The organism is Nocardiopsis sp. N85 (genome assembly GCF_028882275.1).
Lineage (GTDB): Bacteria > Actinomycetota > Actinomycetes > Streptosporangiales > Streptosporangiaceae > Nocardiopsis > Nocardiopsis lambiniae.
Genome location: NZ_JARBUT010000008.1, coordinates 56,626 through 70,916 on the forward strand (window position 1 = coordinate 56,626; position 14,291 = coordinate 70,916).

A 14,291-nucleotide genomic window follows, 5' to 3' on the forward strand; every position below is an offset into this window, starting at 1 on the left:
GATACGGCACTCTGGGGTCGTGACCCCTCCCTCGCCTCCGACAGGGGTGGGACCGCCCCGCCCCCGTCGGGGAAGGGGTGGGACCGGACCGGCCCCGACCGTGAGACCGGATCAGGACGTCCGTGCCCGTCACGGGGTGGAACGACGAAGGGAGGACCCGATGGGGACACCCATCACCGGTCGCCGACTGGACCGGTTGCCCAAGGCCCACCTGCACCTGCACTTCACCGGGTCGATGCGGCACTCCACACTGGTGGAACTGGCCGAACGGCGGGGCGTGCACCTGCCCCAGGCCCTGGTGACCGAGTGGCCGCCGCGCCTGCGCGCGACGGACGAGCGCGGCTGGTTCCGCTTCCAGCGCCTCTACGACATCGCCCGATCGGTGCTGCGCGAGCCCGAGGACCTCTACCGGCTGCTGCGCGAGGCCGCCGAGGACGAGCGGGCGGCCGGTTCCGGCTGGCTGGAGATCCAGGTGGACCCCAGCGGGTACGCCGCGCTCTTCGACGGGCTGACCGCCACCATGGAACTGGTCCTGGACGCCGCCCGGGTCGCGGAGCGCGAAACGGGCGTGGGGATCGGGATCATGGTCGCCGCCAACCGCACCCGCCACCCCCTGGACGCCCGGGCGCTGGCCCGGCTGGCCCGTCAGTACGCCGGCGAGGGAGTGGTGTCGTTCGGTCTCAACAACGACGAGCGCCGGGGCCGGGCCCGCGAGTTCGAGGCCGCCTTCCGGATCGCCCGTCGGGCCGGACTGCTGTCGACCCCGCACGGCGGAGAGCTCCAGGGGCCGTTGAGCATCCGGGAGTGCCTGGACGAGTTGGAGGCCGACCGGGTGGGGCACGGGGTGCGGGCGATCGAGGACCCGTACCTGGTGGAGCGGATCGCCACCCAGGGGGTGACGTTGGAGATCTGCCCGACCTCCAACGTGGGCCTGGGGGTGTTCAACGAGCTGTCGCACGTGCCGTTGCGGCGGTTGTTCGACGCCGGGGTGCCCATCGCGCTGGGTACCGACGACCCGCTGTTGTTCGGGCCGCGTCTGGTGGAGCAGTACCGGATCGCCCGTGAGGTGTTCGGGTTCACCGACCCGGAGCTGGCCGAGCTGGCACGGATGTCCATCCGGGGCTCGGGGGCGCCGGACCCCCTCAAGAAGGAGCTGCTGTCGGGCGTGGACGTCTGGCTGGCCGCGGAGCCCGAGCCGGTCGAGGGCTGACGGGGAGCCGGCTCAGTTCAGGAGCATCCAGGCGCCCTGGCCGACCATCACCGTGCCGGCGACGAAGAACAGTGTCGCGGCGCCGATCCGGATGGCCTTCTCCGGGAGCTTCCTGCCCAGGACCGCGCCGAGGGCGATGGCGATGGCGTCGGCGGCGACCATGCCGACGGTGGAGCCGATCCACACCGGCAGCCAGTCGTACCGCGCGCCGACGGTGATGGTGGTCAGCATGGTCTTGTCGCCGAGTTCGGCGACGAAGAAGACGGTGAAGACGGTGAGGAACACCGACTTGATCCGCCGGGAGGCGGCGCGCGCCTCGTCCTTGTCGGTCATCTCGTCGCCGCGCAGCGTCCAGGCGCCGAAGACCAGGAAGGCGACGCCCGCCACGAAGGTGATCCAGTCGGTGGGCAGGGCCGCGCCGAGGACCTCGGCGACGAGAACGCTGGCGATGTGCACGACGGCCGTGGCCGCGGTGATGCCGAGGATGACGGTGAGCGCCCGGTAACGGGTCGCCAGGGACATGGCGACGAGCTGGGTCTTATCTCCCATTTCGGCGATGAAAACGGCCAGCGCGCTGAATCCGAGGCCGACGAGAAATGCCGTCATACGCGTTCTTCCCTCAGGGCGGTCGTGGGCGGAAGAGGGCGGATACGTCTCTTCGACCCGGCGGTGGTGTCTACCGGGTCGAAGGTCTCGTCCGCCCTGGACCGCACACCCTCGGAGGGGCGCGATCGGGCCCGCGTGACCGGGACCGCGAGGGGTCCAGCATGTCGACCACGCGATCGGGGACTACTCCCCTTCGACGTGTCCGACTTTAGGGCACACTTACTCGGATTCGCAATTCATGGATTCGTCGAATTCACCTTGAAGGCCGGTCGAATAAGGATGTTCGGCCGGCCTCACTTTGGAATTCGATGAGGGGCACTCGTTTCTTCGGCGAGAATTCCGGAGAACGCGCGGAGGCTAGAGCGAGACGCCGACCATCACCGGTTCGTTGACCAGACGGACCCCGAAGGCCGCCTCGACGCCGGCGCGCACCTCGCGGGCCAGATCGAGGAGGTCGGCGGTGGTGGCACCACCGGGGTTGGTCAGGGCCAGGGCGTGCTTGCCGGAGATGCGGGCGGGCCCGTCGCCGTACCCCTTGGTGAAACCGGCGCGGTCGATGAGCCAGGCCGCGGACAGCTTGACGTTGCCGTCGGTGTCGGGGTGGCCCGGCACGGTCACGTCCGCGCCCAGGCGTTCGGTCGCCCGGGAGCGCACCGCCTCGAACACCTCGGCGGTGACGACGGGGTTGGTGAAGAACGAGCCGGCGCTCCGGGTGTCGGGGTCGCCGGGGTCCAGGACCATGCCCTTGCCCCGGCGCAGCGCCAGGACCGTCTCCCGGGCGCGTTCCATCGGCACCCGTTCCCCCGCCTCGACGCCGAGGGTGCGGGCGACCTCGGCGTAGGCCACCGGGCGGCTCGCCTTGCCCCGGCGCAGCGCGAAGACGACCTCGCAGACCACGTACCGGTCGTCGCCCTTGAAGACGCTGTCCCGGTAGGTGAACCCGCATTCGGCGGTGCCCAACACCCGCCGCTCCCCCGTGCGCCGGTCGTGGACCAGCACCTCGCGCACCGTCTGGGAGACGTCCTGGCCGTAGGCGCCGACGTTCTGGATCGGGGTGGAGCCGACCCGTCCCGGGATGCCGGAGAGGAACTCCAGGCCGTTGAGGCCCTCGGCGACGACCCGCTCCACGAGCGGGTCCCACTCCACACCCGCCTCCGCGCGCAGGAGTACGACGGGTTCGCCGGTGGCCGGGTCGGTCTCGCCGGTCTCCTCGAAGGACACCCCCGTGGAGGCCACGTGCACCACGGTCCCGGGGAACCCCGCGTCCGCGATCACCAGGTTGCTCCCGCCACCCAGGACGAGGACCGGTTCGCCCACGGCGTCGGCCTCGGTCACCGCGGCGATGAGCGCCTCGGTGGTCTCGGCCCGCCGGTAGGACCGGGCTGGGCCGCCCAGGCCCAGCGTGGTGTGCTCGGCGAGCCGGACGGCGGTGGGTTCGGGGTGTGCGGACACGGGGGTGTTCCTCCTGCTGCTGCGGCCTCAGGCCAGGCGGACGACGGCGGTGGAGCGGGCCAGGACCTTGGCTCCGCCGGAGCGGGCGCTGAGGGCCACGGTGACCGTGCCGTCGTCGTGCTTCTTCTTGACGGTGCCGCCGACGACGATGTCGGTGCCCTCATCGTCGTCGGGGACCACGACCGGCGCGGAGAAGCGCACGGAGTAGTCGACGACGGCACCGGGGTCGCCGGTCCAGTCGGTGATCAGGCGGCCCGCCTGCGCCATGGTGAACATGCCGTGCGCGATCACGTCGGGCAGGCCGACGGACTTGGCGAATCGCTCGTTCCAGTGGATGGGATTGAAGTCGCCCGAGGCGCCCGCGTAGCGGACCAGGTCCAGGCGGCGGACGGTGAAGGTCCGCTCGGGGATCTCGGTGCCGACCTCGACGTCGGCGTGGCGCAGCCTGTTGCTCACGGTCGCGTTCCTCACGTTGGGGTTGGTCGGACGTTCTACTCGCCGCGGACGACGAGCATCATGCCCGCCGTGACCACGTGTTCTCCGGAGGCGTCGGTGGCGACGGTCTCCAGGGTGAGCAGCTCGTTGCCGCCCAGCGCCTTGACATCGGTGATGCGGGTGACGGTGTCGAGCACGTCGCCGGCGACCACGGGACGGCTGTAGTGGAAGCCCTGATCGCCGTGGACCACCCGGGAGAAGTCCACCCCGAGCTCGGGGTCGGCGATGGCCTGGGCGGAGCCGGCCATGCCGAGGATGACGGGGAAGGTGGGCGGTGCCACCACATCCGGGTATCCGGCGGCCTTGGCCGAGACGGGGTCGATGTGAACGGGGTCGGGATCGCCCACGGCCTCCGCGAACTCGCGGATCTTGACCCTGGTGACCTCGTAGACCTCCGGGGCGCGGTACTCCCGGCCCACGTAGTCGGGGTTGATCGCCACGCTCATTCTCTCCTGACGGTGCCCTGGGACGCGAACGGCCCGGTGAGCGGAAAGCTCACCGGGCTCGAAGTCTATGAGAAGCCCTGCTCCTCACGCGCGGCTCGATCGACCGCAACGGCTCACGCAGACTCGACTAGCGGGTCTCGCGGTGCTCGTTGTGCTTGCGGCAGTTCGGGCAGAACTTCTTGATCGCGAGCCGGTCGGGGGTGTTCCGACGGTTCTTGCGCGTGATGTAGTTACGGTGATTGCACTCCTGGCAGGCCAGGGTGATCTTCGGCCTCACGTCGGTGGCAGCCACGTCGGAGTGCCTTTCTCGTGGGAGTCGGACTTGGTCGTGCGATGCCCACCTGACAGTGAACACCGCGAAGTCCCCGCAACGACCCCTGGTTATCGTTCTCACGCGCCAGGGGTCAGCGGGGTGGTAGCGGAGGCCGGACTTGAACCGACGACACAGCGATTATGAGCCGCTTGCTCTACCGACTGAGCTACTCCGCCCCGATCAGAGGGACACGATCCGCAGCTTCGGATCCGTCCCCTTAGGCCGGCGAGGATCCACCGACCACCCACCTGAGTGGACCGGACCTCATCAAGTGGTGGAGCCCCTTTACGGAATCGAACCGTAGACCTTCTCCTTACCATGGAGACGCTCTGCCGACTGAGCTAAAGGGGCGCGCTGCTCGGTTCCCGCTCCTTCGTTCCGACCCTTGCGGTCCGGCCCTCCGGGGCGTTCCCCCTTGCGCTGGTCATGACTATACAGGGGTTGGGGGGTGGTCTGCCAAATCAAATGCCGGGGCCTCCCCCGACCACCCCCTCACCCCACCCCGGACAAGCACGAAACCCCTGTTGGGCAAGGGTTCCAGGGCCGAGAAGGGGGCCTTGGGCGGCTGGGGAAAAGCCGAATGTGACGCGCGACGCCCCCTCAGGCACGCTCGGATCCGTCGGAGACCCACACGTTGGACATGGCGTCCCGGTTGATGGTGCGGATGGTGGCGGGCAGGCCGAGTCGGCGCAGGGCGTCGGGCAGCCGGGTGTCGTGGGTGAACACCACCAACTGTCGGTGCCGACCCACCTCCGCCAGGACCGAGGAGAGCCCTTCGACGGTCTCGGTGTCCATGGCCTGGACCGGATCGTCCAGCACCAGGAAGCCGAACGGGTTGCCCTCGACCAACGTGCGCGGCAGACAGATGGACAGCGCCAGGGCCTGGAACTCGCCCTGGCTGAGCAGACCGGGGGCGCTGGTCTGGTCGCCGACCCCGTCCACCGTGACGTCGACCTCGACCCGGCGACGGGCCCCGCGCCCGATGAGGCGCATGCCCTGAAGGTCGATGTGGCGTTCCTGGCGCAGCCGGAACCACACCTGTTCGGCCTGGGCCGCCACCGGGCCCAGGCGCTGCTCCCGGAGGATCCGGGCCTGCTCCGACAACCACGTGAGCGCCGCCTCGGCCTCGCCCAGGGTGTCCCGGGCGCCGAGGGCGTCCTGGGCGTCGTCGAGCCAGGAGGCGAGCCGCTCGGCCTCCTCCGCCCATCCCGAGGTGGGGTCCTCCAGCCGCTCGCCGGCCTCGCGGCGGGCGCTGACGGCGGCGGCGCGCAGGCTCCGGCCCACGGTCTCGATGTGCTCGGCCAGTTCTCCGAGGTCGGTGATGGTGGCCCCGGACTCCCACAGGGACCACACCCTTCCCAGTTCGCTGTCGGGCGGCAGCCAGCCGGGGGCGGGCGCCAGGAGGAACCTGGCCTGGTCGCGGGCGGCCTCGGCGCGTTCGTAGGCGGCGGAGGCGGCCGCCGCCTGGGGGCGCAGGGCGCGCAGACGGGCGGTGGCCCGCCGGACCCAGTCGGACCCCAGGGCGCTCGGGGTGTCACAGGTGGGGCAGGTGGTCTCGGTGGGATGGCGTCCGTGGTGTTCGATGGCCTCTTCCAGGAGGCGGACCACACCGTGGGCGTGGTCGCCCTTGCTGCCCGCGGCCATGGCCAGTTCCATGGCCGCGCCGCGCAGTTCGTTGACGACGTCGCTCATCACGACGCGTTCGGGTAGCGAGAGGCGGCGCAGGCGGCGCATCACCACGTGCAGGGCGGGGTCGCTGGGGCCGTCGTCCTCGGCCAACCCGCGCAGCGCCTCCAGGTCGAGCCCGGGGCCGGTGAGGAGTTCGACGGCGCGGGCGGCGCGCGGGTCGTCGCAGGCGCGGAGCGAGTCCAGGAGCCGGGGCAGTTCCCGCGAGGGTCGGTCGCGGCGCTTGGCCAGGGTGTCGCAGAAGCGGGCGAGACGGCGCTCGGCGTCCGCCAGCCCGGTGAGCCCCAACAGGGAGGTGAGCGTGTCGTACAGCTCCGCGGAACGGCCGGTGACGGTGCGGCCCAGCTCGTCGTAGGACAGGAACGGCCGGTACCGGACCAGGTCCTCGCCCCAGTCGAGGGCGCGCAGGGGGGTGACGGTGCCGTCGGGGCGGATGATCTCGCCGCGCGCCGAACGGACGCTGTCCCCGTTCCAGCGGCGGCTGATCCGGGTGGGCGCCTCGTCGCCGGCGATGAGGATGTCGACGGTCGCCTCGGTGCTCTCGTCGTAGTGCAGGTTGCGCCATCCGTCGCGCCAGCCCGTGGGCATGGCGTCCCATCGGGGGTTGCGTCCGGTGAGGACGGCCTCGGCTGCCTCGGCGAAGCTGGACTTGCCCGAGCCGTTGCGGCCGACGATGACGGTGAGCCCCGGCCCGGACGGGAAGACCAGTTCGGCGGGGCGGCCGATGCCCCGGAAACCCTGGACCCGGATGCGGGTGAGGTAGGCCCGCCGGACCCGGCCCGGCGGGGGCGGCGCGGGGGCGGTCGGCCGGGGATCGGGGATCTCCCGGCCCTCGGCGCGGGCCTCCAGCGCCTCGTCGCCCCACAGTGCGGCGGTGACCCAGGAGTGCGTCCCCCTGGGCAGTCCGGACCGCGCCAGGGCGTCCAGGAGGACCGTGGCGGTGGGGTCGTCACCGGTGACGGCCACGGCGTGGTCGCCGATCTCGATCTCCTCGGGCACCCGGGTCATTGTCGTACCCCATCTGTCGTCGTTCCTGCACAAGCAGACTAGGACAGCCCGCATGAGAACCGCCCGTAAAGGTCGGTTCTCCCGCCCGGACCCCGCCTCAGGGCGGGGGTCAGACGCCGATGAGGCGGCGTCTGCTCCCGTCCCAGGTGAAGTGCAGGGTGGCGATGCCCGGGACGTTGGGGTCGCGCAGGCACTCGTAGATGTTGAGGCTGGGCACGCTCGCGAAGCAGCCCCACACCCGCTCGGAGGTGAGGACGAAGTCGAGGTCGAGTTCGACGAGGAGGCCGAGCAGGCGGCCGTGCGTGGGCTCGTCCACCTTGGCGAAGGCGTCGTCGAGGAGGATGAGGCGCGGCGCCCACGGCGCGCGGGCCGCGAGGGCGTCGAAGTGGGCGGCGGCCGCGGCGAACAGCACCAGGTAGGCCACGACGCGCTGCTCGCCCTGACTGAGGGCGGTGCGGTGACCGAGGCGACGCTCGGCCCCCGTGGCGTCGGTCACATAGACGGTGAACGTGAACCAGGAGCGGTAGTCGAGCGCGGCGCGCAGCTGGGCGCCGCCGGTGGCGGTGGGGTCCAGGCGTCGGATCGCCTCGATGCACCGGCGCAGGGCGTCGCGCAGTCGGGTGGTCTGGACGCGGGTGCGCTCCTCGGCGGGGGTGGCCAGGAGCGGGACGACCGCCTCGATGTCGGCTCCGGCGTCGGGGGCCAGTCGCCAGTCCAGGCGCACGCCCAGGCCCGCGGAGGTGGTGACGTCCTTGAGCACGTCGTTCATGGTCTCGATGAGGGCGCGCGCCTCGTCGATCTGGTGGGCCAGGTGGCCGGCCAGTTCGCCGAGCAGGTGGCGCTCGAAGGCCTCCTCCTCGGCGATGGCGACGGTCTCGGCGGCCCGGGAGACGGAGGCCGCGATGCGCTCGGCGTAGGCCGTGACGTCGTAGGCGTCCTCCTCGTCGTGCACGGTGAGGCGTTTGAGGCCGCGCGGCTCGGTGAGCTCGGTGCGGGTCTGGGCCCAGCCGACGGAGGTGAGGAGGCGGTGGAGTTCCTCGCGGCTGCCCAGGATGGCGCTGTCGTCGACCTCGGGGACCTCGCCCTGTTCGGCGAGCCCTTCCTCCAGGTCGCTGACGCAGGCGTCCAGGAGCGCCAGGCGGGCGTCGGGCGCGGTGGCGGCGGGGTCGACGGAGGGGCCGGGGCGGGCGGCCAGGTGCGCGGCCAGGGGTGCGTCGGCGGCGGCGCGGGAGGCCAGGCCGGCGGCGCCCAGCAGGACGGCGTCGGGGCGGCCGGGCTCCTCGCCCTCGCCGGGCAGGGAGAGCGCGGCGACGAGGCGGTCCCCCGCGGTCAGGGTCCGGCGGATCTGCTCGGAGCGTTCGACGGTGGCCACGTCCAGGCGGGCCTCGGCGCCGACCCATTCGTCGCGGGCGCGCTGGGCGGCCCGTTCGAGCTCGGGCAGGCGGCGGGCGGCTGCCTCGGCGCGTTCGCGGACCTGGGCCCGGGCGGCGTCGAGCTGCTCGTCGGGGACGCCCTTGGCGCGGTCGCCGAGTTCGATCTGGCGGCGCACCGTGATCATGTCGTCGATGGCCGCGGCGCGCACGTCCTCGGCGAGGACGCGATCGGCGCGGGCCCGGTGCCAGGAGTCGATGTGGCGTTCGTGGTCGGCGAGGGACCAGGCCAGGATCTCCAGGTCGCGCAGGCCGGAGGTGACGAGGACGCGCAGGTGGTCGAGGGCGCGCAGGGCGCTGTCGAGGTCGGCGCGGAGGGTGGACAGGCCGTGCTCGGCGGCGGCCGAACGCAGCCGGGCCCGGATGTCGAGGAGTTCGGTGCGGGCGGCGTCGGCGGCGCCGGCCGCGGTGTCGTGGGCGCGGCGGGCGGCGGCGGTGGCGGCGCGGGCGATGTCCAGGACCGCCCAGGCGCGGATGAGCTGTGAGGGGTCGGGCAGGTCCCGGGAGACCTCCAGGAGCTCCGCGTAGGAGTGCTCCAGGCCCCAGCGCCGCTCCCCCGCCTCGGCGAGGAGCGCCTCGGCGACGGCGATGCGCCGGTCGGTGTTGGCGGACTGGCGGTCCCGGGCGCGTTTGCGGGCGGCCTCGCCGATGTACTCGGGTTCGTCCTTGAAGTGCGCGCCGGAGGCGACGCCGAGCCGCCAGGCCCCGAACGTGGACATGGCGCTGACGGTGGCGACGGAGTCGTCGCGGCGGTGCTTGGCCTCGCCGCCCTCCGCCCCGCCGACACCGGCGGTTCCGGGTTCGGGGAGCAGGGCGATGGAGGCCAGCAGGGCGCGCAGGGATTCGTGTCCCACGCCCCGGTCCGGGATGACGACGGGGACGAGCACGTCGAGGAGGGTGCGGCCCTTGGCCGGGCGGGCCGGGGTGAGCATGAGGTCCCGGGTGGCCGGGTCGTAGAGGGTGCCGTCCGCGCGGATCCACCCGGAGAGGAGGCCGGCGGCCTCCAAGGCCGCCTCCAGTCCCGCCTGTTCACGGGTGGAGAGGCCCTCGGCGAAGTCGACGGCGAGGTGGAAGGGGACGCCGTCGGCGGCCGGGCGGGGGTAGGCGGCCCAGGCCGGGCGTTCGGGGGCGTGTTCGGTGCCGCGGGCGCGCCGGTCGGCCAGTTCGGCGAGTTCTTCGGCGAGCTGTCCCTCTTCGCCGACGGCGACGTCGCGACGGGCCCGCAGCTCCTCCAGGAGCGGGTCGACGGCGGCGTGGGCCAGGTGGGCGACGGTGGCGGGGACCGTGATGTCGAGGACGCGCAGGGCGTCGGTGATGGGCAGTTCGACACTGCCCTCCAGTTCGTGGATGGCGTCGCCCAGGGCGTGGGCGTGGCTGGAGTCGCGCAGGCGGGCCGCCCAGGCCCGGACGCCGTCGGCGTAGTCGGCGCTCCGCGCGCGCAGGGCGGCGATGGCCTCCTGCTCGCGGTCGTGGGCGCGTTCGAGGACGGAGTCGGCGCTCTCGGCCTCGCTGGTGAGGGCGACCAGGCGGCGGTCGGCGGCGGCCTCGGCGGCGGTGAGGCCGGTGAGGTGGGCCGCCTGGTCGGCGCGTTCGGTGGCCCGTTCGGCGGTGTCGGTGAGGTGGTCGTGCAGCCGGCCCAGGTGTTCGCGCAGCGCGTCGAGGTCGATGCCCTCGACGGGGTCGCGCTCGACCGCCTGTTCCAGGCCCTGGATGTCGACGCGGGTGCTGCTCTCGCGGGGGGTGTGGACGATCGTGGTGGTGTCGGGGACGACACCGATGATCTCGGGGTCCAGCCCCGAGGCGGTGGCGGCGCGGACGGCCTCGGCGTGGGTCTGGCGCAGGACGTCGAGGGCTCGTTCGATGACGGAGGTGTCGTCCCCGAGCAGCCCGATGGCGTGGCGTTCGACGCGTTCGGCGTGTTCTGCGGCGACCCAGGAGGCCTCGGCGGCCCGGATGTAGGCGCCGACGGCGGCGTCGTAGGCGCGGCGCTCGCCGGCGGTGGCCGTGGCGGCGGCGCCCTGGGCGGCGCTGAGGGTGCCTTCGTCGGCGGTGGCGGTGTCGCGGGTGCGGCGGGCCTGGTCGCGTTCCTCGGCGATGCGGCTCTCGGTGGTGATGAGGCCGTCGAGTTCGGCGCGCAGCCGGTCGGTCTCGACCGTGCGGCGGGCGCAGCCGTCGAGCTGTTCGCGGACCTCGGCGACCCGTTCGCGCAGGGCGCCCACCAGGTAGGCGCGGTAATCGGCGAGGAAGGCCGTGACCCCGTCGCCCGCCTCGGTGAGGGAGTCCTTGTCGGTGCGGGCCTGTTCGAGGTCGGCGATGTTGCGGGCGACCTCGTCCAGGACGGACTCGTCCATGGGGGGCAGCGCCTCGGAGAGGACGCCGACGAGTTCACCGGCCTCCAGGCGGTCGCCGATGGTGGGGCGGCGCAACCGGTAGAGCAGGTGGATGAGATTGCGGTAGCGGACGGAGTCGTCGATGCCGAACAGGTCGCGCATGACCCGGGCCCGGTAGGGGACGGGCGAGGTGTAGCAGTTGTCGGCGCCGATCTCCGAGCGCAGTCGGTCGACGGGCTTGGGGCGACCGTCGACGACGAGGTCGAGGTCGTGGCCGACGCGGCGTTCGGTGACGAAGAACACGCAGCGCGGGTCGGCGTCGCCGACGGCCATGACGGCGGCGCCCAGGGTCAGGTGGCGGGCGGTGTCGTCGCGGTCGCGGTCGACGCCGGCCACGGCGGCCAGCAGGGCGGAGGCGGTGGTGGCGCCGCGGGCCGCGGCGTCCAGGCCGCGATCGCCGCGGGCGGTGGTGAACTCGACCCACAGGTAGCCCAGGCGGATCGCCGGGGCGGTGTCGTCGTCGGACTCCGCGTTCGGTTCGTCCCGGGGTTCCTCGGGGCCGCCCAGCAGGTCGGGGCCGGCCTCCTCGGGTACGGGGGCACGTCCGGCACGGGGGTCCTCGGACATGAGCCAGCGCAGGCTGGTGCGGTTGGTGCCGGTGGTGTCCAGGCGGCGGGTGTCGCCGTCCAGCAGGAAGGGCAGGAGCATCTCCAGCGCCTTGGACTTGCCGGCGCCGTTGCGGCCGCGCAGCAGCAGCCGGCCCTCGGCGAATTCGAGGACGTGGTCGTCGTACTGCCAGACGTTGCGGATGCCCGCCCGTTCGAGGCGGTAGCGGGGCTCAGCCGTCGCCGTTCCGGTCTCCTGGGTCACCACTGGTCGCGCTCACCTTCTCGTTCGCCACCGCTTGCAGCACGGACGCCACCCGATTCAGGTCGCCCCGAGGGTCGATGGGGGATTCGGGGGTGCCGTCTTCCTGACCGGAACCGCTCGTTCGGGAGGGTTGTGTCCGGCTGTCATGGTCATTGTCCTGGATTCGGGGGACGCGATCGTCCGCCTCGGCCCCGTAGCGGGCGGCCGCGGCGGTGAGCCGCCACCGCCCGGGGCCGCCGCGGAGCAGGCCGAGGTCGGCCAGCAGGGTCAGCGCCCGTCCGCGGAGTCGCTCGGGGTCGGGGATCTCGGGTCCCGCGGTGCGGGCCCATTCCGCGCGTTCGGGGGCGTCCGCCCCGCAGAAGGCCTCCAGCGCGGCGTCCAGTTCCCGGTCGGGGACCGTGACGGAGGTGACGGGGCGACCGGGGTGCAGGCGGCCGGAGAGGTGCCGGATCAGGGACAGCGCGACTTGGCCGACGGGGTCGTCGGAGGGCAGGCCCGCGACGACCTCGTCGGGCAGGATGAGCGCGACGCCCTCGGCCCGGACCTCGACGTCGCAGCCGAGGAGGTTGGACAGTGCCGCCGCGGCCCGCCACTGATGGGCGGACAGCCGGTCGCGCTGACGGTCGGGGAGGTCCTCGCGGTAGACGACGGCGGTCTCGGCCAGCAGCCGACGCAGGAGGAGCTCGCCCTGGTTGTCGCCGTCGGGGTCGCTCACGGAGGCCGCCGCGAGGAAGGAGTCGGGGTCGTCGCCGGCGCGGGGCAGGTGGACGGCGACCGAGCGCGCGACGCGCGTGTGCGGGAGCAGACGCGCGTCGGCGGTGGCGTCGGCGCGGTGGTCACCGATGGAACCCTCGGTCTCGGCGAGGGCCCCCAGTTCGACCAGCAGCTCCAGGGCGGCGCAGTAGGCGCGGCGTTCGCCCAGGCCACGGCCGGGGTCGGCGTCGATGCCGGCCTCGCGGGCCGCCTCGCGGAGCCGGACGGCCAGGGCCCGGACGCCGATGGGGCCGGTGTCCTCGACCAGTACCGCCAGGACCAGGGCGAGGTACGTGTGGGTGCGCGGGGTGAAGGGCGCGCCGGTGCTCCGTGCCAACGGCGCGGGGGCGCCGGGGCCGCGTTTGACCAGTCGGGCGTGGTCGTCGGCGACGGTGAGCCGGTAACCCAGCACCCGATGGAAGCGCTGGGCGAGCCACTCCGCGTGGGAGCGCACGAGGGAGAACTCGGCGGAATGGGCGCGCTCGGTCAGGAGCGGGCGTGCCATGAGGGCGCGCGCGGCGGCCTGGCGTTCGCCGATGAGCGCGGTGTCCTCGCTGTGGATGTCCGTCTCCATCACCCCCATGTCCGGGTCCACGGCCGGTCCCGACCGAGGTCGATCGGGCCGGTGGTCCGGGTGTCCGGATCGGTGTCGTCTGTGGTGTCGTCCTCGTCCTCGGCGACGGGGACCGGCGGGGTCGGCGGGTCGACGACCGGCGCACCGGGCGGCGGGGCCGGTGACGAGGGCGGCGGGGCCTGCTCCCCGGGCCGGGCCCGTGTGTCCGAGGGGGGTTCCTCCGCAGGCCTCGCGTCCGGTGCCGCGTCCGGTGCCGTCGGCCCGGACCCCCGCGCCGCGGTCGCGGAGACGGCGGAGGGCGCCGGGGCGTCCACCTCCGGTGCGGCGGAAGGCGCTGAAGCGTCCTCCTCCGGAGCCTCGGAGGGCGCGGGTGGGACGGCGGGGGCGGGGGGGACGGCGGGCTCCGGGGCTGCCGGGGTTCCGGACGAGGCCGACGGGGCGGTTCCGGACTTCGGGGCGAAGAGCGAGGGGTCGAGTCCGTGCTGTTCGTAGGGGGTGACACAGAGGCACAGGCCTTCGAGGGTGAGTTCGCCGCCCTCGCCCTGGATCACCACCTCGGACCCCGGCGCGGAGACCACGTGCAGGCGCAGGGAGAACTCCAGGTCGCCGGCGGAGGTGGGCCGGCGACCGGCGTCACCGGAGCCGAGTGCCGCGGTGAGGAGCTCCATGAGCACCTCCATGCCCGCACCGGACAGGTCCAGGTGGGCGCGCGGCCCCGTGGGACGCGACAGCAGAGCGCGGACCTGGGCGGCGCCGGTGCGGCGCCAGTGCGCGGAGGACTCGGCGGCGTCGCGCAACCGGGACTGCTGGGCGCGGTGGTCGCGGACGGGTTCGGGCGGTCGGGTCCCCGGGCGCTCGATGACCGTGCTGCGGTCGGGTTCGGCCTGCCACCACGCCGTGGTGGCGGCGACGCCGTCGTCGACCCGCCCCTTCAGGTGACGGGCCGGGTACAGGGCGTAGGCCGCGCCGGCCAGGGCGTCGGCGCGTTCCTGCCCCGCCTCCTCGAACCACGAGGCCAGGCGCAGCAGGGCTGCGCGGCCGTGGCGTGGCGCCGATCGGTCGCCATCGCTTCGTTCATCGTCCGCGCGGTCATCCGCCCATTGGTTGAGTCCCACACC

10 protein-coding genes and 2 tRNA genes are annotated in these 14,291 nt (G+C 73.3%); 1 reads left to right on the forward strand and 11 read right to left on the reverse strand.

The window, feature by feature from the left end; genetic code table 11:
• The first annotated feature begins 160 nt into the window (after positions 1-160).
• Positions 161-1,210, forward strand: a complete 1,050-nt coding sequence (locus PWG71_RS13205) for an adenosine deaminase (protein WP_274809992.1) — start codon at positions 161-163, stop codon at positions 1,208-1,210.
• Positions 1,211-1,222: 12 nt separating this feature from the next.
• Here PWG71_RS13205 and PWG71_RS13210 read toward each other — a convergent pair whose 3' ends face one another.
• From PWG71_RS13210 to PWG71_RS13260, 11 genes are all read right to left on the reverse strand, one after another.
• Complete coding sequence (locus PWG71_RS13210) at positions 1,223-1,816, reverse strand: TMEM165/GDT1 family protein (protein WP_274809993.1); 594 nt, start codon at positions 1,814-1,816, stop codon at positions 1,223-1,225.
• Positions 1,817-2,173: 357 nt separating this feature from the next.
• Complete coding sequence (locus PWG71_RS13215) at positions 2,174-3,268, reverse strand: UDP-N-acetylmuramate dehydrogenase (RefSeq protein WP_274809994.1); 1,095 nt, start codon at positions 3,266-3,268, stop codon at positions 2,174-2,176.
• A gap of 27 nt (positions 3,269-3,295) precedes the next feature.
• A complete protein-coding gene (locus PWG71_RS13220) occupies positions 3,296-3,724 on the reverse strand; it encodes a MaoC family dehydratase (RefSeq protein ID WP_274809995.1) in 429 nt (142 codons plus the stop codon).
• Positions 3,725-3,759: 35 nt separating this feature from the next.
• A complete protein-coding gene (locus PWG71_RS13225; RefSeq protein ID WP_274810169.1) occupies positions 3,760-4,203 on the reverse strand; it encodes a MaoC family dehydratase N-terminal domain-containing protein in 444 nt (147 codons plus the stop codon).
• A 133-nt stretch (positions 4,204-4,336) separates the two neighbouring features.
• Positions 4,337-4,501 (reverse strand): 50S ribosomal protein L33, encoded by a 165-nt coding sequence (gene rpmG / locus PWG71_RS13230; RefSeq protein WP_013156089.1) that lies wholly within the window; start codon positions 4,499-4,501, stop codon positions 4,337-4,339.
• 121 nt (positions 4,502-4,622) lie between these two features.
• Positions 4,623-4,698, reverse strand: a tRNA-Met gene (locus tag PWG71_RS13235).
• A gap of 99 nt (positions 4,699-4,797) precedes the next feature.
• Positions 4,798-4,873, reverse strand: a tRNA-Thr gene (locus PWG71_RS13240).
• Positions 4,874-5,122: 249 nt separating this feature from the next.
• Positions 5,123-7,216, reverse strand: coding sequence for an AAA family ATPase (locus PWG71_RS13245; RefSeq protein ID WP_446725020.1), 2,094 nt, complete (start codon positions 7,214-7,216; stop codon positions 5,123-5,125).
• 109 nt (positions 7,217-7,325) lie between these two features.
• Entirely contained in the window at positions 7,326-11,849 is a 4,524-nt protein-coding gene (locus PWG71_RS13250) for a TIGR02680 family protein (protein WP_274809996.1), read from the reverse strand.
• A complete protein-coding gene (locus PWG71_RS13255) occupies positions 11,815-13,173 on the reverse strand; it encodes a TIGR02678 family protein (RefSeq protein ID WP_274810171.1) in 1,359 nt (452 codons plus the stop codon). Before PWG71_RS13255 ends, PWG71_RS13250 begins: the two co-directional genes overlap by 35 nt.
• Positions 13,173-14,288 carry a DUF2397 family protein gene (locus PWG71_RS13260; protein WP_274809997.1) on the reverse strand — a complete coding sequence of 372 codons (1,116 nt, stop codon included), beginning with the start codon at positions 14,286-14,288 and terminating at the stop codon, positions 13,173-13,175. Before PWG71_RS13260 ends, PWG71_RS13255 begins: the two co-directional genes overlap by 1 nt.
• Between the last annotated feature and the right edge of the window lie 3 nt (positions 14,289-14,291).

Excerpts from the sequence above, each read along its gene's own strand:
- PWG71_RS13255 (WP_274810171.1), bottom strand. The coding sequence starts at position 13,173 with ATGGAGACGGACATCCACAGCGAGGACACCGCGCTCATCGGCGAACGC.
- PWG71_RS13205 (WP_274809992.1), top strand. The coding sequence starts at position 161 with ATGGGGACACCCATCACCGGTCGCCGACTGGACCGGTTGCCCAAGGCC.
- PWG71_RS13210 (WP_274809993.1), bottom strand. The coding sequence starts at position 1,816 with ATGACGGCATTTCTCGTCGGCCTCGGATTCAGCGCGCTGGCCGTTTTC.
- PWG71_RS13245 (WP_446725020.1), bottom strand. The coding sequence starts at position 7,216 with ATGACCCGGGTGCCCGAGGAGATCGAGATCGGCGACCACGCCGTGGCC.